Annotated in this window: 12 protein-coding genes and 1 other RNA gene; 4 read left to right on the top strand and 9 right to left on the bottom strand. The window is 38.7% G+C overall.

What is annotated here, in order from left to right; translation table 11 throughout:
- Positions 1-62: 62 nt before the first annotated feature.
- Positions 63-162: signal recognition particle sRNA small type (gene ffs / locus LQ201_RS08130), an RNA gene on the bottom strand.
- Between the two features lie 421 nt (positions 163-583).
- On the opposite strand from ffs, the gene gltB reads away from it, so the two are divergent.
- Positions 584-5,083 carry a glutamate synthase large subunit gene (gene gltB, locus LQ201_RS08135; RefSeq protein ID WP_230141102.1) on the top strand — a complete coding sequence of 1,500 codons (4,500 nt, stop codon included), beginning with the start codon at positions 584-586 and terminating at the stop codon, positions 5,081-5,083.
- A gap of 3 nt (positions 5,084-5,086) precedes the next feature.
- Positions 5,087-6,553, top strand: coding sequence for a glutamate synthase subunit beta (locus LQ201_RS08140; RefSeq protein WP_230141104.1), 1,467 nt, complete (start codon positions 5,087-5,089; stop codon positions 6,551-6,553).
- A gap of 432 nt (positions 6,554-6,985) precedes the next feature.
- Here LQ201_RS08140 and LQ201_RS08145 read toward each other — a convergent pair whose 3' ends face one another.
- The 4 genes from LQ201_RS08145 to LQ201_RS08160 form a co-directional block, all read right to left on the bottom strand.
- Entirely contained in the window at positions 6,986-8,263 is a 1,278-nt protein-coding gene (locus LQ201_RS08145) for an OmpA family protein (protein ID WP_230141106.1), read from the bottom strand.
- 237 nt (positions 8,264-8,500) lie between these two features.
- Positions 8,501-9,163, bottom strand: a complete 663-nt coding sequence (locus tag LQ201_RS08150; protein WP_230141108.1) for a YdeI/OmpD-associated family protein — start codon at positions 9,161-9,163, stop codon at positions 8,501-8,503.
- Between the two features lie 73 nt (positions 9,164-9,236).
- The gene (locus tag LQ201_RS08155) at positions 9,237-9,767 is read right to left on the bottom strand and encodes an RNA methyltransferase (RefSeq protein WP_230141110.1); all 531 of its coding nucleotides are present in this window, start codon (positions 9,765-9,767) and stop codon (positions 9,237-9,239) included.
- Positions 9,768-9,830: 63 nt separating this feature from the next.
- Positions 9,831-10,997 (bottom strand): galactokinase, encoded by a 1,167-nt coding sequence (locus LQ201_RS08160; RefSeq protein WP_230141112.1) that lies wholly within the window; start codon positions 10,995-10,997, stop codon positions 9,831-9,833.
- Positions 10,998-11,073: 76 nt separating this feature from the next.
- On the opposite strand from LQ201_RS08160, the gene LQ201_RS08165 reads away from it, so the two are divergent.
- Entirely contained in the window at positions 11,074-12,123 is a 1,050-nt protein-coding gene (locus LQ201_RS08165; protein WP_230141114.1) for an aldose epimerase family protein, read from the top strand.
- Between the two features lie 2 nt (positions 12,124-12,125).
- The gene (locus LQ201_RS08170; RefSeq protein WP_230141116.1) at positions 12,126-12,521 is read left to right on the top strand and encodes a DUF1398 domain-containing protein; all 396 of its coding nucleotides are present in this window, start codon (positions 12,126-12,128) and stop codon (positions 12,519-12,521) included.
- Positions 12,522-12,709: 188 nt separating this feature from the next.
- Here LQ201_RS08170 and LQ201_RS08175 read toward each other — a convergent pair whose 3' ends face one another.
- The 4 genes from LQ201_RS08175 to ribD all read right to left on the bottom strand — a co-directional run bounded on the left by LQ201_RS08175 (position 12,710) and on the right by ribD (position 16,170).
- A complete protein-coding gene (locus tag LQ201_RS08175; protein ID WP_230141118.1) occupies positions 12,710-13,570 on the bottom strand; it encodes a nucleoside phosphorylase in 861 nt (286 codons plus the stop codon).
- A gap of 76 nt (positions 13,571-13,646) precedes the next feature.
- Positions 13,647-14,261: a YigZ family protein gene (locus LQ201_RS08180; protein ID WP_230141119.1), complete on the bottom strand. Its 615-nt coding sequence runs from the start codon at positions 14,259-14,261 to the stop codon at positions 13,647-13,649.
- Positions 14,248-15,117, bottom strand: coding sequence for a DMT family transporter (locus LQ201_RS08185; RefSeq protein WP_230141121.1), 870 nt, complete (start codon positions 15,115-15,117; stop codon positions 14,248-14,250). The genes LQ201_RS08180 and LQ201_RS08185 overlap by 14 nt, the downstream gene beginning before the upstream one ends.
- The gene (ribD, locus tag LQ201_RS08190; protein WP_230141128.1) at positions 15,118-16,170 is read right to left on the bottom strand and encodes a bifunctional diaminohydroxyphosphoribosylaminopyrimidine deaminase/5-amino-6-(5-phosphoribosylamino)uracil reductase RibD; all 1,053 of its coding nucleotides are present in this window, start codon (positions 16,168-16,170) and stop codon (positions 15,118-15,120) included.
- Positions 16,171-16,199: the final 29 nt, after the last annotated feature.

The following is a 16,199-nucleotide window of genomic DNA, read 5'->3' on the forward strand; positions in this document are numbered from 1 at the left end:
TTTCTATGATTGAACCCTGAAGAATTTAGTTCCCCCTTCAGGGGATTAAGGGAAAAGAAAAAAAAGGGCAAGCACCTTCTATCGCACCGCTACAACCTTCTACCCTTGCTGTGTTCCCACCCTGGGGGAGTTCAAAGGGAGCTGGTCGTAAAAGACTTGCCCGCCACAAAGGTAGAAAAAGATGTTGTTTCACAAAATGCATTTTTCTAATTTTTTAGTCATTTACGCTATGTAGCTGATTAGTAAATTAATAAAATTAAAATGTGTATTTTTAAACAAGCAAAATAAATAGCGAAACAAGAGGCTATCATATTGTATATTCATTTGTAAATGATTTTTTTATATATAAATACGCAATTAAAACGTTTTAGCCTTATTTTTTACAGAAAAACAGGAATTATTGTACAATATTATCATTATAAATGTTGCAATTATAAAGCTTAATTATTATCAATATTTTAATTTTAAAGCATTAAATTACTTAAGGACTAAAATTATTCAAAAAATCGTGTCAACTCTGTAATTTAAGATTTGTTTTTCGTATCTTAGTGTTTCCTATACACTAACAACTAACGAGCAAAGAATGGAACCAAACAGTGGATTGTACGATGCGCAATTTGAACACGATGCCTGCGGTATTGGGTTCGTTGCGCATGTGAAAGGGCGAAAATCGCATCAAATCATCTCTGATGCACTTACTATTTTAGAGAATCTAGATCATAGAGGGGCATGTGGAGCAGAACCAAATACAGGCGATGGTGCAGGTATTATGATTCAGATTCCTCACGAATTTTTTTACGACGAATGTTTAAAAGCTGGCTTTAGCCTACCAGAAACCAATAATTATGGTGTAGGTATGTTATTTATGCCAAAAGATATCAGATCGAGAGAAGAGTGCAGAGAATTGATTTACCGTGCCGCCGAAAAATTAGGCCTGGAAATTTTAGGCTTTAGAAAAGTTGATGTTGATACAACAGATATTGGCAATATGGCCCTTTCTGTTGAACCAGAAATTGAGCAGGTATTTATTGCCCGTCCTTATGCAGTAGCACCAGGGGCAGATTTCGAGCGTAAACTTTATATTTTTAAAAATTACCTGATTAAACTGATCGTAAACACCGTTCATGGTGGTAAAGATTTTTATATTGTTTCGCTTTCTGCACAAACCATTATATATAAAGGTCAGCTTACTTCTTTACAGGTACGTACATATTTTACCGATCTAACCGATAAGCGCATGGTTTCTGCTTTAGGTTTAGTTCACTCACGTTTTGCAACCAATACTTTCCCTTCATGGAGGTTGGCCCAGCCGTTCCGCTTTATTGCACATAATGGTGAAATCAATACTTTACAGGGAAATTTAAACTGGTTTAGAGCGGGCGTTAAGTCTTTTGCTTCTGCTTACTTTACGCCGGAAGAATTAGATATGTTACTACCTGTAATTGATGAAACGAATTCAGATTCAGGCTGTTTAGATAATGTTATTGAACTGTTGCTTCACTCTGGAAGAACCCTGCCTCATGTATTAATGATGTTGGTGCCGGAAGCCTGGGATGGTAACGAAGATATGGATCCTGTTAAAAGGGCATTTTACGAATTCCATGCTACTTTAATGGAGCCATGGGACGGACCTGCAGCCATTGCTTTTACCGATGGTAAATTAATCGGTGCTACTTTAGACCGTAATGGTCTTCGTCCTTCCCGTTATGCCATTACTTCTGATGACCGCGTAATTATGGGTTCTGAGGCCGGCGCATTAGCCATCGACCAAAGTACCGTAATTGAAAAAGGCCGTTTAACGCCAGGCAAAATGTTTGTGGTGGATATGGAGCAGGGTAGGATTATCAGCGATAACGAAATTAAAGAAGAAGTTTGTGGTAAAAGCCCTTATGCCGATTGGATTAATCAATACCAGATCCGTTTAGAGGAATTACCTGAGCCACGTGTAATGTTCACAGGCTTATCTACAGAATCTATTTTTAAATATCAACAGGTTTTTGGTTACAGCAGGGAAGATGTAGATCTTTTGCTTAAACCAATGGCCATTGAAGGTAAAGAACCAATCGGTTCGATGGGTACCGATACACCACTGGCTATTTTATCAAAACGTCCTCAGCATTTATCTTCTTATTTTAAGCAGTTATTTGCTCAGGTAACCAATCCGCCAATTGATCCGATCAGGGAGAAAGTGGTAATGAGTTTGGCCAGTTTTATGGGTAGCATGGGTAACTTATTGGAAGAAACTCCAAAACAAGCGCACTGTGTAGCCATTAAACACCCAATCTTGACCAATCAGGAATTAGAGAAGTTAAGAAGTATTGATACAGGTGTTTTCCAGGCGAAAACTTTACAGACTTATTTCAGGGCCGATGGTAAGCCGGGTGCTATGGCAAAAGCCTTAGACCGTTTATGCCGGTATGCGGTTGACGCGGTTGAAGATGGTTTCCAGGTAATTGTACTAACCGATAGGGCTATTGACTCTGAGCATGCTGCAATGCCTTCTTTATTGGCAGTTTCTGCTGTACACCATCACTTGATCCGCAAAGGATACCGTGGTGCTGTAGGTATTGTGATAGAGGCCGGCGATATTTGGGAAGTACATCATTTCGCCACCTTACTAGGCTTTGGTGTTACGGCGATTAACCCTTACCTGGCTTTAGAAACCATTAACGAGTTTAAAGCAGAATCGGGTTTATCAACAGAGCAGCTTACCAAAAACTATATCTACGCGGTAAATAGCGGTTTACTTAAAATTTTCTCTAAAATGGGAATCTCAACCTTACAATCATACCAGGGTGCGCAGATTTTCGAGATTTTAGGTTTAAATAAACAAGTAGTGAATACTTATTTCACCGGTGCAGTTTCACGTATTGGTGGTTTAGGGCTTGATGAAATTGCAAAAGAAACGTTAATTAAACATCACCGCAGTTTTGGTCCGTTAACAGAAACCGAAAACCTGTTACCAGCAGGTGGAACTTATAAATTCCGCCGTAAAGGTGAAGCGCATTTGTTTAACCCGCAAACCATTCACTTGTTGCAAAACGCAACCCGTAAAAACGATTACAATATTTTCAAACAGTACTCTAAACTGGTGAATGAGCAAACACAACAAGCTTATACCATCCGTGGATTGTTCGAATTTAATTATAGCCGCCCATCGGTGCCTTTAAATGAGGTAGAATCTACTGAAGCAATTTTAAAAAGATTTGCAACAGGGGCAATGTCCTTCGGTTCAATTTCTCATGAGGCGCACTCTACTTTAGCCATTGCCATGAACCGTATCGGTGGAAAGAGCAATACCGGAGAGGGTGGTGAAGATGAAATGCGCTATACTAAATTGCCAAATGGCGATAGCATGCGTTCGGCAATTAAACAGGTTGCCTCTGCACGTTTTGGTGTAACCAGTTACTATTTAACCAATGCTGATGAGTTACAGATTAAAATGGCTCAGGGTGCTAAACCAGGAGAAGGTGGTCAATTACCAGGACACAAAGTAGATGACTGGATTGCAAAAGTTCGTCACTCTACACCAGGCGTTGGTTTAATTTCACCTCCACCTCACCACGATATTTATTCGATCGAAGATTTAGCACAGTTAATTTTTGATCTGAAAAATGCTAACCGTGCAGCAAGGATCAATGTGAAACTGGTTTCGAAAGCTGGCGTAGGTACTATTGCAGCGGGTGTTGCTAAAGCACATGCTGATGTGATTCTGGTATCTGGTTTTGATGGTGGAACGGGAGCATCTCCTTTAACTTCAATCCAACATGCTGGTTTACCATGGGAGTTAGGTTTAGCAGAAGCACACCAAACTTTGGTAAAAAACAAATTGCGTAACCGTATCGTGCTACAAACAGATGGTCAGCTTAAAACGGGTAGAGATATCGCTATCGCTGCATTATTAGGTGCCGAAGAATGGGGTGTTGCAACAGCAGCCTTGGTTACTTCGGGATGTATTATGATGCGTAAATGCCATTTAAATACTTGTCCGGTTGGCGTGGCAACACAAGATCCGGAATTAAGAAAATTATTTACCGGTGATGCTGATCATGTAGTGAACTTATTTTATTTCCTTGCGGAAGAGTTACGTGAGATTATGGCTGAATTAGGTTTCAGAACCATCCACGAAATGATCGGTCAGGCTGATATTTTAAAAGTACGCGAATTGCCTGCTGAAGACTGGAAATTGAAACACCTTGATTTATCAGCTATATTGTATAAAGCTGAAGAAAATGGTTTGCCTTTATTTAATACCGAAGGTCAGGATCATGGTTTAGATCATGTTTTAGATCATAAATTAATTGCCGCTGCACAACCTGCCATTGACCATAACGAACCTGTTTTTGCCAGTTTCGATGTAAAAAATACTGACCGTGCATTGGGTACCATGTTATCAAATGAAATTTCGAAAGTTCATTTAGGTGCTGGTTTACCTCCAGATACGATCAACTTTAAATTTGTTGGTTCGGCCGGACAGAGTTTCGGTGCTTTCAATACCCGTGGTGTAACCTTATCATTAGAAGGTGAAGCAAACGATTACGTGGGTAAAGGATTATCGGGCGCAAGATTGGCCATTTATCCTTTCTCAAACTCAACTTTTATCCCTGAGCAAAATATCATTATCGGTAACGTAGCCCTTTATGGTGCAACTTCTGGTGAGTTATTTGCCCGTGGTAAAGCAGGTGAGCGTTTCGCCGTACGTAACTCTGGTGCAACAGCTGTTGTTGAAGGAGTGGGCGATCACGGTTGTGAATACATGACAGGTGGTGAAGTGCTTATTCTTGGTGATACCGGAAGCAATTTCGCTGCTGGTATGAGTGGTGGTGTGGCCTGGATTTATGATGCCAACGGAACTTTTGCACGCAAATGCAATAAAGAAATGGTTGATCTTGATCCATTACAAGCTGAAGATGAAGAACGTATTTTAGCTTTACTTAAAACGCATATCCGCTTAACGGATAGTAGAGTAGCGGAGTTTATCTTAAGCGACTGGAAAACTCAATCTGCTCATTTCGTAAAAGTATTCCCTAAAGAATACAAAGCAGTTTTAAGCAAACGTAATCAACAAGTAAAAACACACTAGGCCATGGGAAAAGTAACAGGATTTCAAGAATACGATAGAGTTGCACCCACCAGAGAAGAGGCTGCAACACGTGTAAAACACTATGGGGAATTTTTAAATGAATTACCCTCAAAAGAATTAAATAATCAAGCTGCCCGTTGTATGGATTGCGGCGTGCCTTTCTGCCAATCAGGCTGCCCATTGGGTAACGTAATACCAGAATTTAACGACGCTGTTTATCAAGGTAAATGGGAATTAGCTGCAAATATTTTATTAAGCACCAATAATTTCCCTGAGTTTACAGGTAGAATTTGCCCTGCACCATGCGAATCTGCATGTGTATTAGGCATTAACCGCCCGCCGGTTTCTATCGAGGAAATTGAAAAACACATCATCGAAATTGCTTTCGAAAAAGGATTTATCAAAGCAAAAGCACCATTAATCAGAACTGGTAAAAAAGTTGCTGTAATTGGTTCAGGTCCTGCGGGCTTAGCTGCTGCCGCTCAGTTAAATAAAGTTGGACATGAAGTTACCGTTTTCGAACGTGATGATGCTCCAGGTGGTTTATTGAGGTACGGTATTCCTGATTTTAAACTACAGAAAAATGTAGTAGATCGCCGTATCGATTTAATGAAGGAAGAAGGCATCATTTTTAAATGTAATGCCAATGTAGGCGAAAATGTTGAAATAGGTACTTTGTTACGCGATTTCAGCGCGATTGTATTGGCTGGTGGTTCAACTATTCCACGCGATTTACCAATTGACGGCCGTTCTGCCAAAGGGGTTCACTTTGCAATGGATTTCTTGAAACAACAAAATAAACGTGTAGCGAGCAGAGCCGTTGAAGCGGAAGATATTATGGCTACCGGTAAAAATGTAATCGTAATTGGTGGTGGCGATACCGGATCTGACTGTATTGGTACTTCAAACCGTCATGGTGCGAAATCGGTTACGCAATTCGAGATTATGCCGATGCCACCACAGGCACGTAACGAGCATATGCCTTGGCCAAATTACCCAATGTTGCTAAAAAACACCTCTTCTCACGAAGAAGGTGCACAAAGGGCCTGGTCGGTAAATACTAAAAACTTTATTGCTGATGAAAAAGGAAACCTTAAAGCATTAAAAGTAGTTGATGTAGAATGGGAAATTGATGCAAACGGACGTCCGGTTACTTTTAAAGAAGTGGCTGGTACCGAAAGAGATCTTCCATGCGAACTGGTGCTTTTGGCAATGGGCTTCTTACATCCTCAAAAAGAAGGTTTAATTGAGAAATTAGGTGTGGAATTGGATAACCGTGGAAACGTAAAAGCATCTGAACACACTTACCAAACCAATATTGCTAAGATTTTTGCCGCAGGTGATGTTCGCCGGGGACAATCATTAGTAGTTTGGGCCATTTCAGAAGGTAGAGAGGCTGCCCGTAAGGTAGACGAATACTTAATGGGAACAACTAAACTGGCATCGAAAGACGCAGTTGCATACGCATAGTAGGTTTTAAATTCTATATTTTTAGGGGTCGTGGTGCAAACCACGACCTTTTTTGTTTTTATGCGGTCAGCCATACTGACCTTGTTTCATAACGAGCTTTTGTATAAAGGGTATGAGCATCTTTTACCAGACAGCCGGTTAAAACAATATGATAAACTGTTCATTGTGGATTCTTTGATCATCACACTTTTTCAACGGATACCGCTTAGCCCAGCCGGCAAGATAAACGGCGAAACAAGAGTGAGATCAAGAACGGGAGTGCCTTGGAAATAGATTTTAAAACATAAACAAATTAGTTAGCTAATAAGTCTATTTATTTCTAAATCAATTTCAACCAGACAATAGTGAAATAAATTCAGCATGAAGCAACGTATATAGAAAAAGCTCCTCAGAAATTAATCTGAGGAGCTTTCTGTTAACCTTTATTTACCATTAATATAAAGTAAACTCTACACGACGGTTTTGTTGACGGCCAGCTGCAGTTTTGTTTGTTGCAATTGGTTGGTCAGGTCCGTAACCTGTAGCTTCAATTCTTGATGCATTTGCACCTTGCGATACTAAATAAGCTTTTACCGATTCTGCTCTGTCTTTAGATAAACGTAAGTTTAATTCTCTACCGCCGGTATTATCAGTATGACCAGCTAATTTTAAGCTGAAGTTTTTCTCAACCAATAAACCAGCAACACGGTTTAAAGTAGCAAATGATTTAGAACGGATAGTTGATTTACCTAAATCGAACTCTAAGTTAGAAATCGCATCTTTAACAACTTTACGGTCAGCTTCAGTAATTACTTTAGTTTCTTTAATTACTTCACGTTGAACTTTGATCGGACAACCAGAACCATCAACAACAGTACCTGATGCGGTACCTGGACATTTATCGAATTTGTTTGCTACACCATCATTATCATCATCACCTAAATCTTTAGCATACTGCTCTCTATCGCGTTGTGCATTTTGCTCTGCGGTTGATAATGCTCTTCTTAATTCAGCACTTTCCTCAGCACTTTCTTTACGTAAGTTTGCTAACGAACTGTAATTTTGCAACTGAGGTTTGTCTTTACTACCTAATGCAAACTCTACACCAGCGTGTGCATAAGCGAATCTGCTTTTCGGTAAAGATTCTGGAGATTTAATAAAATTAACATCATAACCTAAATCAATATTGATTCCTTTTGCAACACCTAGTTTAACACCGGCACCTACTGGGATAAACCAGCCTTCTCTGTTATTGCTTTCGCTTACTACAGCACCACTCGTACTGTAATCAGACGACATATAACCAGCACCACCTTTTAAATAGGGGATTAAAACTGCATTTTCTTGATTAATGTTGATATTGGCAACGTTAAAAACAGCGGTTAATGCGCCAGACCATTCAACGCTTTGTTGAAAATCAGTAGTTCCGTTTGTCGATTTGATATCGCCTCTTAAAAAATCAGCCTGCAACCCTAAAGATGGTAAAATTTGCTTTCTAACATTTACGCCGTAACCGATACTTTTAAATTCTTTTGCGGTAACACTTCCCGAACCGAAAATAGTATTAGGAGAAAGTATGCCTCCATGTACACCTACGCTCCAGGTACGAAAAGATTTTTCTCCAAACCTAGAACCTGTTGTAGTGGTAGTTGGCGTTTCCTGTGCAAATAATTGTGATGATAAACCTAATAAAGCAATCAACATTGTTGATTTAGTAATTCTTGTATTCATGTTTTTCTATTTTGTAAATATTAGTCTCTTAACAGTTTTTACATCATACTGTTTTGCATGGACTAAGAAAAAACCCTGCCAAAAGCATTATTTTTCTTACAAATAGCATGTTATCAGAAGATTAGGAGGGTAAATAAATTTCGCAAAAATGTTACTACGTAACTGAAATCATGTTTATTTTTGTATAGTATTCTATACAAAAAATTAAAAAGAACCTTTAATGTAGTAGTTTAAATTCTACTTGTCTGACGGATTTTTCTTATTGTTCAGTAACATCTCCAGCGTTTTTTCGAGCCTGTTTGTACGCGTCTTTTCCTGTTTCGCAGATAAAAGCCAAAGTACGTATTCTTTCCGGTGGGAGTAAGCGAGCTGGTTAAAGTAATCTAATGCTTTAGGATGACTTTCTAAAAGGCTTTTTAAATCTTCTGGGAGTGTAACGGTTTTATTCACTGGATCTATATATCCGCCAAATTCATTGGTCTTAATATGATCATTTCTCAAGCCTGATGGCTTTACCTCAGTGATGAATTTTAAACGCAGGGCAGTCCATGTTTCATTTACTGCAACTGAAGCACAGGGTGTTAAACCAAACTTTTTAAGCTCTTCCCAGCTTTTCATCAGATCAAGATCAGATTTGATTTTTGAAGATTTTTTGGGATAGAACACCCAAAAAATAGTTTTTGCATCAATATGGCAAATATTACTTTCAATTTGCTGGTTAAGTTGATCTGTGCTTGTGGTAAAAATGATTAATACATTAAAATAAACTTCTTCAGTATATTTTATAGCAATATATGGATCGACCTCGCCAAAAATGGTAACCGCATCCTGGGGTGCATTTATTACCCTAACCGTGTAGTTAGGTTTAACCTGAAGTTTTTTTAATAATAAATTTTCCATTTTATAAGTCTGATCAACACTGTGTTCTTTGCGCCCTTTCTCTGTGTGCTTTGTGGTTAAAAAAATAGATGAATTACAGTCTCAATTTAGCGAAGAAATCCCAAAAAACAATACCGGCAGAGATTACGATGTTAAAGGAATGTTTGGTTCCAAATTGAGGAATTTCGATACATTCATCAATTTTTGCCATCACTTCTTCGCTCACACCATCAACCTCGTTTCCAAAAATCAGTGCATATTTTTTGCCCTGATCGGGCTGGAAAGTGTTCAGCATGATACTGTTTTCGGCTTGTTCTATTGCAATGATCTCATAACCTAAGGCCCTTAAGGCATCAACTGCCTGTAAGGTATCGGTATAATGAATCCAATCTACAGATTGCGTAGCGCCTAGCGCTGTTTTCTCAATTTCGCGGTGTGGCGGTTGAGCCGTTATGCCACAAAGGATAACTTTTTCCAATGCAAATCCATCGGCTGTGCGGAATATCGAACCTACATTGTGCATGCTGCGCACATTATCCAACACCACCACAACAGGTAATTTTTCCTGCGCTTTAAACGCTACAATATCCGGACGATTAAGCTCGTCTAATTTTAATTTTCTCATTATTTTAATTGATTACACAGATTGAGGGATTACATCGATTGGATATAATTTCGGAAACTGTGCTTATTCATAGGTATCTGTTGTTAAATGTGGGCCATTGCCAATTTCGCTAATATAAATTGCGGCAGGGTAGCCAATCTTGTCTACGTAATAATCGGTTAAATGTTTGGCAAAGTCTTCTTCAAAGCCTTTCTCTAACAAAGCTATTGCGCATCCACCAAATCCGGCACCGGTCATTCGGGCACCAATAACTTGCTCATAGTCTATGCAAAAATCTACAACTGTATCCAATTCTTTTCCGCTTACTTCATATAATGTTTTTAATGACTCGTGCGAGGCATACATCAAGCGGCCAAATTCTTCCAGGTTTCCGCCGTTTAAGGCTTTAGCCGCTAAATGAACCCGATCATTTTCTTTAACCACATGTGTTGCACGGTTTAAAATAGTTTCATCTGTTATTAAATGGCTGTGTAATGCAAATTTCTCGGCAGTTAATTCGCAAAGATAATGAAGTGTTATTTCCTGGTTCAGCAATTTCACTGCGGTTTGGCATTCTGCTACACGTTCGTTGTATTTCGAATCTGCTAATTCTCTTGGTTTATTGGTATTGATGATGGCCAAAACATATTTGCCCAGGTCAACATCAACCATTTTGTATTTTAAAGTCTCACAGTCTAAAACAATCGCTTTGTTTTTTTCGCCAAAAGCAACTGCAAACTGATCCATAATACCAGAATTTAAGCCTATAAAATCATTTTCAACACGCTTGGCGATTTTAACCAGTTCCAGTTGATCATAACCAAGATTAAAATAAGTATTTAAAGCATAAGCAGTGGCAATTTCTATAGAAGCTGAAGAGGAGAGCCCTGATCCGATCGGAATATTTCCATAAAACAGAAAATCTACGCCATTAATTTCTTTTCCATCCTTAATAAATTCGTTGATCACACCTATAGGGTAATTGGCCCATAAGCTGCCATCTTTATCGTTTGTGGTATTACTTGTTACCTCAGTTTGAACTTCAAAGTTTAAGCTTTTAAACCTGAATTTATGATCATTATTTGAGGCAATGGCTACCCAGGTTCCCAGGGTAATGGCACAGGGCATAACCAAACCGCCATTATAATCGATGTGTTCGCCGATCAGGTTAACACGCCCGGGAGTAAAATAAACGGCATCAGCTTTTTTATGGTATTGCTCGGCAAATTTTTCCTCAAGGTTAATGTTCATTTGGCTAAAATATATTTATAAAAAGCATTAATAATAGTATGTTTGTTTAGGAAACAAAAGCCCTAAGTTACAATTTATGAGCGTTCAGCAAATACCTACCGGAAAAATTATTGATGGCGAAGAAGTTATCACAATCGAACTAACCAACAGTAAAGGCACTTATGTGAAAATATTCAATTATGGTGCGATTATTAACAAATTTGTAGTTAAAAACGCTAAAGGCGAAAAGCAGGATATCGTTCTTGGTTTCGACACTTTTGATGAATATCTTGATCCGGCTTATCTGGCAAATGGTGCCTATTTGGGCGCTGTAGTTGGCCGCTACGCAAACCGCATTAAAAATGGCAGGTTCACCATAGACGAAGAAACGTACCAATTGGCACAAAATGCAGGTACCGATACCTTACATGGCGGTATTGTGGGATTTGATAAAAAAGTTTGGGATGTCATTGAGCTAAGTGATGGACCACAATCGTCGGTTACGTTACAATATGAAAGTGTAGATGGCGAAGAAAATTTTCCAGGAAACCTGATCGTTGATTTAACTTTCGAGCTTACCGAAAATGATGAGTTGATTTTAAGCTATGAAGCGGAGACCGACAAAGCTACTGCAATTAATTTAACACACCATGGCTATTTTAATCTGGCTCCTGACGGCGGCAATATTAAACACCATAAACAGCAGATTTTTGCTTCGAATTACCTTGAGCAGGACAGCAACTATTCTGTAACGGGCAAATTGATTCCTGTTGAAGGTACACCTTTAGATTTTACCAAATCTAAAGAAATAGGGCAGGATTGGGATGAGGAAGAAGGGTATGACCAAACTTTCGTTCTGGATAAAATCTACGGCGATTTATCGTTAGCAAGTAAAACAATTGAAGAAGAAAGTGGTTTAGTTTTAAGCGTATATACCACGGAGCCGGTAGCGCATCTGTATACTGCAAAATATTTAGATGTTAAAAATGGCAAAGGTGGAAAAGATTATGGAAGTTACGGGGCATTTTGTGTAGAAACGCAACATCATCCAAATGCAGTTAATATTCCAGCGTTCCCGAGTACTATTTTGAGGCCAGAGGATCTGTATACACAAACAACGATTTACAAAGTTTCACTAATCAAATAATTATGTTCACCATCGAAGACATCCGGGCAGCAGAATCAAAAATTAAAACTGGTGCAGATTTCCCTCAGTTTATTAAAGAAATTAAGGAAATGGGTGTTAAGCGAAACGATGTATATGTATCCAACGGCCTGTCAATTTATTTCGATGATGAAGATAATGTACAGCAGATCAGTCCTGATGAATATCCGACTTTGACTATAAATGATGAACCCTCTGCTGGTAAGTTAAGCCATGCTTTGAAAGTACATCAGCAAGGAGAAACCGACTATATTACCTTTTGCAAGCAAGCCGCAGATGCAGGCGTAGAGAAATGGGTAACCGACCTCGAAGAAATGACATGTACTTATTTAGATGCTGAAGGCAATGAACTCGTAAAAGAAACAATACCTACAGTATAAAATATTAAGAAAAAAGGCCCGAAATTTCGGGCCTTTTTGTTCTTTTCGTGGTGTCAGATGTTGCCATCTGACACTTCTAGTTTTTTGCATGGATGCATGTTTAGAGGTTTGTGTGTGCGTTAGGCTTGTTTTTTACCATCTGAGACATCTTAGAACACTTAAGTTAATTAGTGATGACTCCGCCATAACTAAATCCTTTCAAGCACCATTTTTATCGCTTGCGCTACAATTTTATTTGGTTCTTTGCTAAATTCAAAGTTTACACGACTGGCTAAAATGGCATTTACTGAAATTGCGTTGTGACCTAAAACTTTGGCTAATGCATAAATCCCTGCGGTTTCCATTTCCAGATTGGTAATGCGGTGCTGATTGCTTTTAAAACTGTTAATCAAGCCAATAAAATCGGGAACCGCGTTTTTAGCACGTACAATTCTACCCTGTGGAGCATAAAAGCCAGGCGCTGTAATGGTTATGCCTTTCGCCATATCTTTTCCAATCGTATTCAATAATGTTTCACTCGCTGCCGTTAAATAAGGATTGATATTTTTAAGATGCCCAAAGTGTGTTTTGATATCATCCATTAAAATCTGTTCATCACCAGATAATTTTTGAAGGTAATAATTCATTAAGGCATCCATCCCTAGGCCGTAAGAAGAAGCTAAAATTGTTCCCATCGGAATATCCGGTTGAACAGCGCCAGAGGTACCTACTCTGATAATATTTAATGAAGTAAGCTCTTTTTTAATTTCACGGGTTTCAAAATCAACATTAACCAGGGCATCCAACTCATTAAAAACAATATCAATGTTATCCGTGCCAATGCCTGTTGAGAGTACAGTAATGCGCTTTTTGCCCAAATACCCAGTATGGGTGATAAATTCGCGTTTACCTTTTTTAAATTCTATTTTGTCGAAATATTTGCTTACCTCGCCAACGCGGTCGGGATCGCCAACGGTAATTACAGTATCAGCAATATCACCAGGTAAAAGGTTTAGGTGGTATATGCTGCCATCAGGATTGATGATTAAGTCGCTTTCGGATATTTTCATATTTGGTTTATTTTGCCCGCTGATTTCAATGATTCACGTAAATTTTATCTATGTTCACTATTTTAATATGTGGTTATTAAACGGTTTGCAGGTATTTTAACTTAACACCTTCAATTTTATCAAATTTACTTAAAACCTGATTGAGTTGTGCTTTTCTGACTTCAAATTTCAATATACAATTGGTATCAAACTGTTGCGCCAAAATCTGTAAGTTCTCCTCTTTGCTCAACTTCATTACATCGTTCATCTGAAGGTAATCGAAATGCGCTTCGTAAACATCATTCACGGTTTTACTGATAACCGAAGCTGCTTTAATTGCCTCAACACTAGCCGTTTTGTATGCATTAATTAAACCTGGAACACCCAGCAAGGTTCCACCGAAATAACGTACAACAACGATTAGAATATTAGTCAGGTCTTCCGATAATAAACAGTTCAGGATTGGCCTGCCTGCGGTGCCCGAAGGTTCGCCATCATCATTCATTCGATAAACAGATCGATCTGGTGTTAAACGATATGCATAACAAAAATGATTGGCCTTAACATGTTCTGCGCGAAGTTTGGTGATAACCGGCTTTAATTCTACTTCACTACGGATAGGATAGGCGTATGCAATAAATTTGCTCCCTTTATCTCGAAAGATACCCTCTGAGGCACTTTCGATGGTTTTATAAGAATCATCGAACAGCATTTTGCGATAGTGTAATGAAAATAATAGCAGCAATAGCGAAGATGATGCCTGCGTAATTTAACTTGCTCAGCTTTTCTTTAAAAGCAATAACACCAATTAAGGTACCTACTATGATTACGCCTAAATTCATCGCTGCAAAAACGGTAGATGGATTTTCTGCCAGCGCTTTATGGGCTTTCATGTAAAAAAGGATATTCCCAAAATTGAAGAAGCCTAAAATAAATCCACAAAGCACATTTACCAGTTGTATTTTTATTTTGCCAGCCACTACCATCGAAATTACAATAAGCAATGAAACCATAAATGCCAGGCAAAAAACAGTAAAAAGCGAGGTGGTATAGGGCAATTCTTTATATAATGCGATTTGTTTAAAAAGTACGTCGATTACCCCAAAACCGACGAAAACCATAATGGGGTAGAGCAGGCTTCCTTTATTGCCTTCTTCCTGATCAGATTTTCGAAGAAAAGTTAAGAAAATAGCCACAAAACCAATCACCAGGCTGATAATTTTCAGGTTATTAAAATCTTCTTTAAAGATAAAATAAGCCGCCAGTATTGGGATAAATAGCGATAAACGTTGTGCTATATCTGTTTTAACAATGCCAAGGTTCTTTACCGATGCTGCAAGGAATAAAAATATCGACGGCAATAGAATTGCCAGGGCAATATAAATAGGCCATGGTGCGGTAGGGGTGATCAGTTTAACATCGGGCTTAAAAAAAAGAAAACATAAGCTTAATGCAGTAAAATAATTAATAGTAACGGCTTGAATAATACTGATTTGGTACCGTTTTGCCAGCTTTAATAAAACGGCTACGGTGACACTACAGCAAATGCTTAAAATAATGTAAATCATTTATTTGATGTCGTTTAGATAGATAGAGAGTTTGTCATTTCCGATTTGTACTGTTTCCTGCAGATTTCCATTAATGTTTGGAGATGAAGCCCCATCACTCCAGCTGGCAGATGAAGTAAAAATACGTGCTTCATCCCATAGGTTGGTATTTAAAAATTGACTTAAAATATTGGCGCCGCCTTCAATAATTACCGATTGTATATCCATCAGGTAAAGTTGAAAGGCGATTTTTTGCGCTAAATAAAAGTGCATATCTTCCATCTGGATATAATGGATATTTTCAATTACATCAGTTTTAACCTCATTAAAGATGATGGTTTTGGCTGCTGTATTGAAGATATGGTTCGTTATTGGCACCTGAAGACTCTTGTCGATTACCAAACGGATAGGGTTTTTGCCAGGCCATTCACGAGAAGTTAACTGCGGATTATCCATAATGGCGGTTTGTTTGCCGATCAGGATTGCATCTTCTTCGCTACGCCATTGATGCGCCAAACGTTTGGCCAAAGTTCCACTGATCCATTTCTGGTGACCATCCTTCGTTGCAAAATAACCATTTGCGGTTTCGGCCCATTTTAAAATGATGTAGGGTCTTTGCTTTTCTATCCTGGTAAAAAATCTTCTATTGAAATAGCGGCATTTATCATCCAAAATCCCACTCACCACTTCAATTCCTGCATTTCTGAGTTTTTCGATGCCTTTACCATCAACACCTGAAAAAGGGTCTCTATTGCCAATCACCACTTTCTTTAGCTGATGTTTTACTAATAAATCAGCACAGGGAGGCGTTTTGCCAAAATGCGCACAGGGCTCTAGATTAACGTAAGCAGTACCCTGTTTCAAGAGCGTTTCAGCCTCATCGCCGTATTTATCAAAAACAGCTTTAACGGCATTAGGTTCGGCGTGCGATTTTCCATATTCCTGATGATATCCTTCTCCGATAATTTTTCCGTCTAAAACGATAACACAGCCAACCATTGGGTTCGGACTAACATTCCCTAAAGCTAAGGCTGCTAGGTCAAGACAGCGTTTTATATAAAATTCATCGCTCATTAGGGCAAAAGTAGTAAAAAAAGAGTCAT

The organism is Pedobacter sp. Bi126, assembly GCF_918698245.1.
Lineage (GTDB): Bacteria > Bacteroidota > Bacteroidia > Sphingobacteriales > Sphingobacteriaceae > Pedobacter.

Bases quoted from the DNA above. Each gene is read 5' to 3' on its own strand.
- gltB (WP_230141102.1), top strand. From the start codon at position 584: ATGGAACCAAACAGTGGATTGTACGATGCGCAATTTGAACACGATGCC.
- LQ201_RS08145 (WP_230141106.1), bottom strand. From the start codon at position 8,263: ATGAATACAAGAATTACTAAATCAACAATGTTGATTGCTTTATTAGGT.
- LQ201_RS08165 (WP_230141114.1), top strand. From the start codon at position 11,074: ATGAGCGTTCAGCAAATACCTACCGGAAAAATTATTGATGGCGAAGAA.
- LQ201_RS08140 (WP_230141104.1), top strand. From the start codon at position 5,087: ATGGGAAAAGTAACAGGATTTCAAGAATACGATAGAGTTGCACCCACC.
- LQ201_RS08185 (WP_230141121.1), bottom strand. From the start codon at position 15,117: ATGATTTACATTATTTTAAGCATTTGCTGTAGTGTCACCGTAGCCGTT.
- ribD (WP_230141128.1), bottom strand. From the start codon at position 16,170: ATGAGCGATGAATTTTATATAAAACGCTGTCTTGACCTAGCAGCCTTA.
- LQ201_RS08180 (WP_230141119.1), bottom strand. From the start codon at position 14,261: ATGCTGTTCGATGATTCTTATAAAACCATCGAAAGTGCCTCAGAGGGT.
- LQ201_RS08175 (WP_230141118.1), bottom strand. From the start codon at position 13,570: ATGAAAATATCCGAAAGCGACTTAATCATCAATCCTGATGGCAGCATA.
- LQ201_RS08155 (WP_230141110.1), bottom strand. From the start codon at position 9,767: ATGAGAAAATTAAAATTAGACGAGCTTAATCGTCCGGATATTGTAGCG.
- LQ201_RS08160 (WP_230141112.1), bottom strand. From the start codon at position 10,997: ATGAACATTAACCTTGAGGAAAAATTTGCCGAGCAATACCATAAAAAA.
- LQ201_RS08170 (WP_230141116.1), top strand. From the start codon at position 12,126: ATGTTCACCATCGAAGACATCCGGGCAGCAGAATCAAAAATTAAAACT.
- LQ201_RS08150 (WP_230141108.1), bottom strand. From the start codon at position 9,163: ATGGAAAATTTATTATTAAAAAAACTTCAGGTTAAACCTAACTACACG.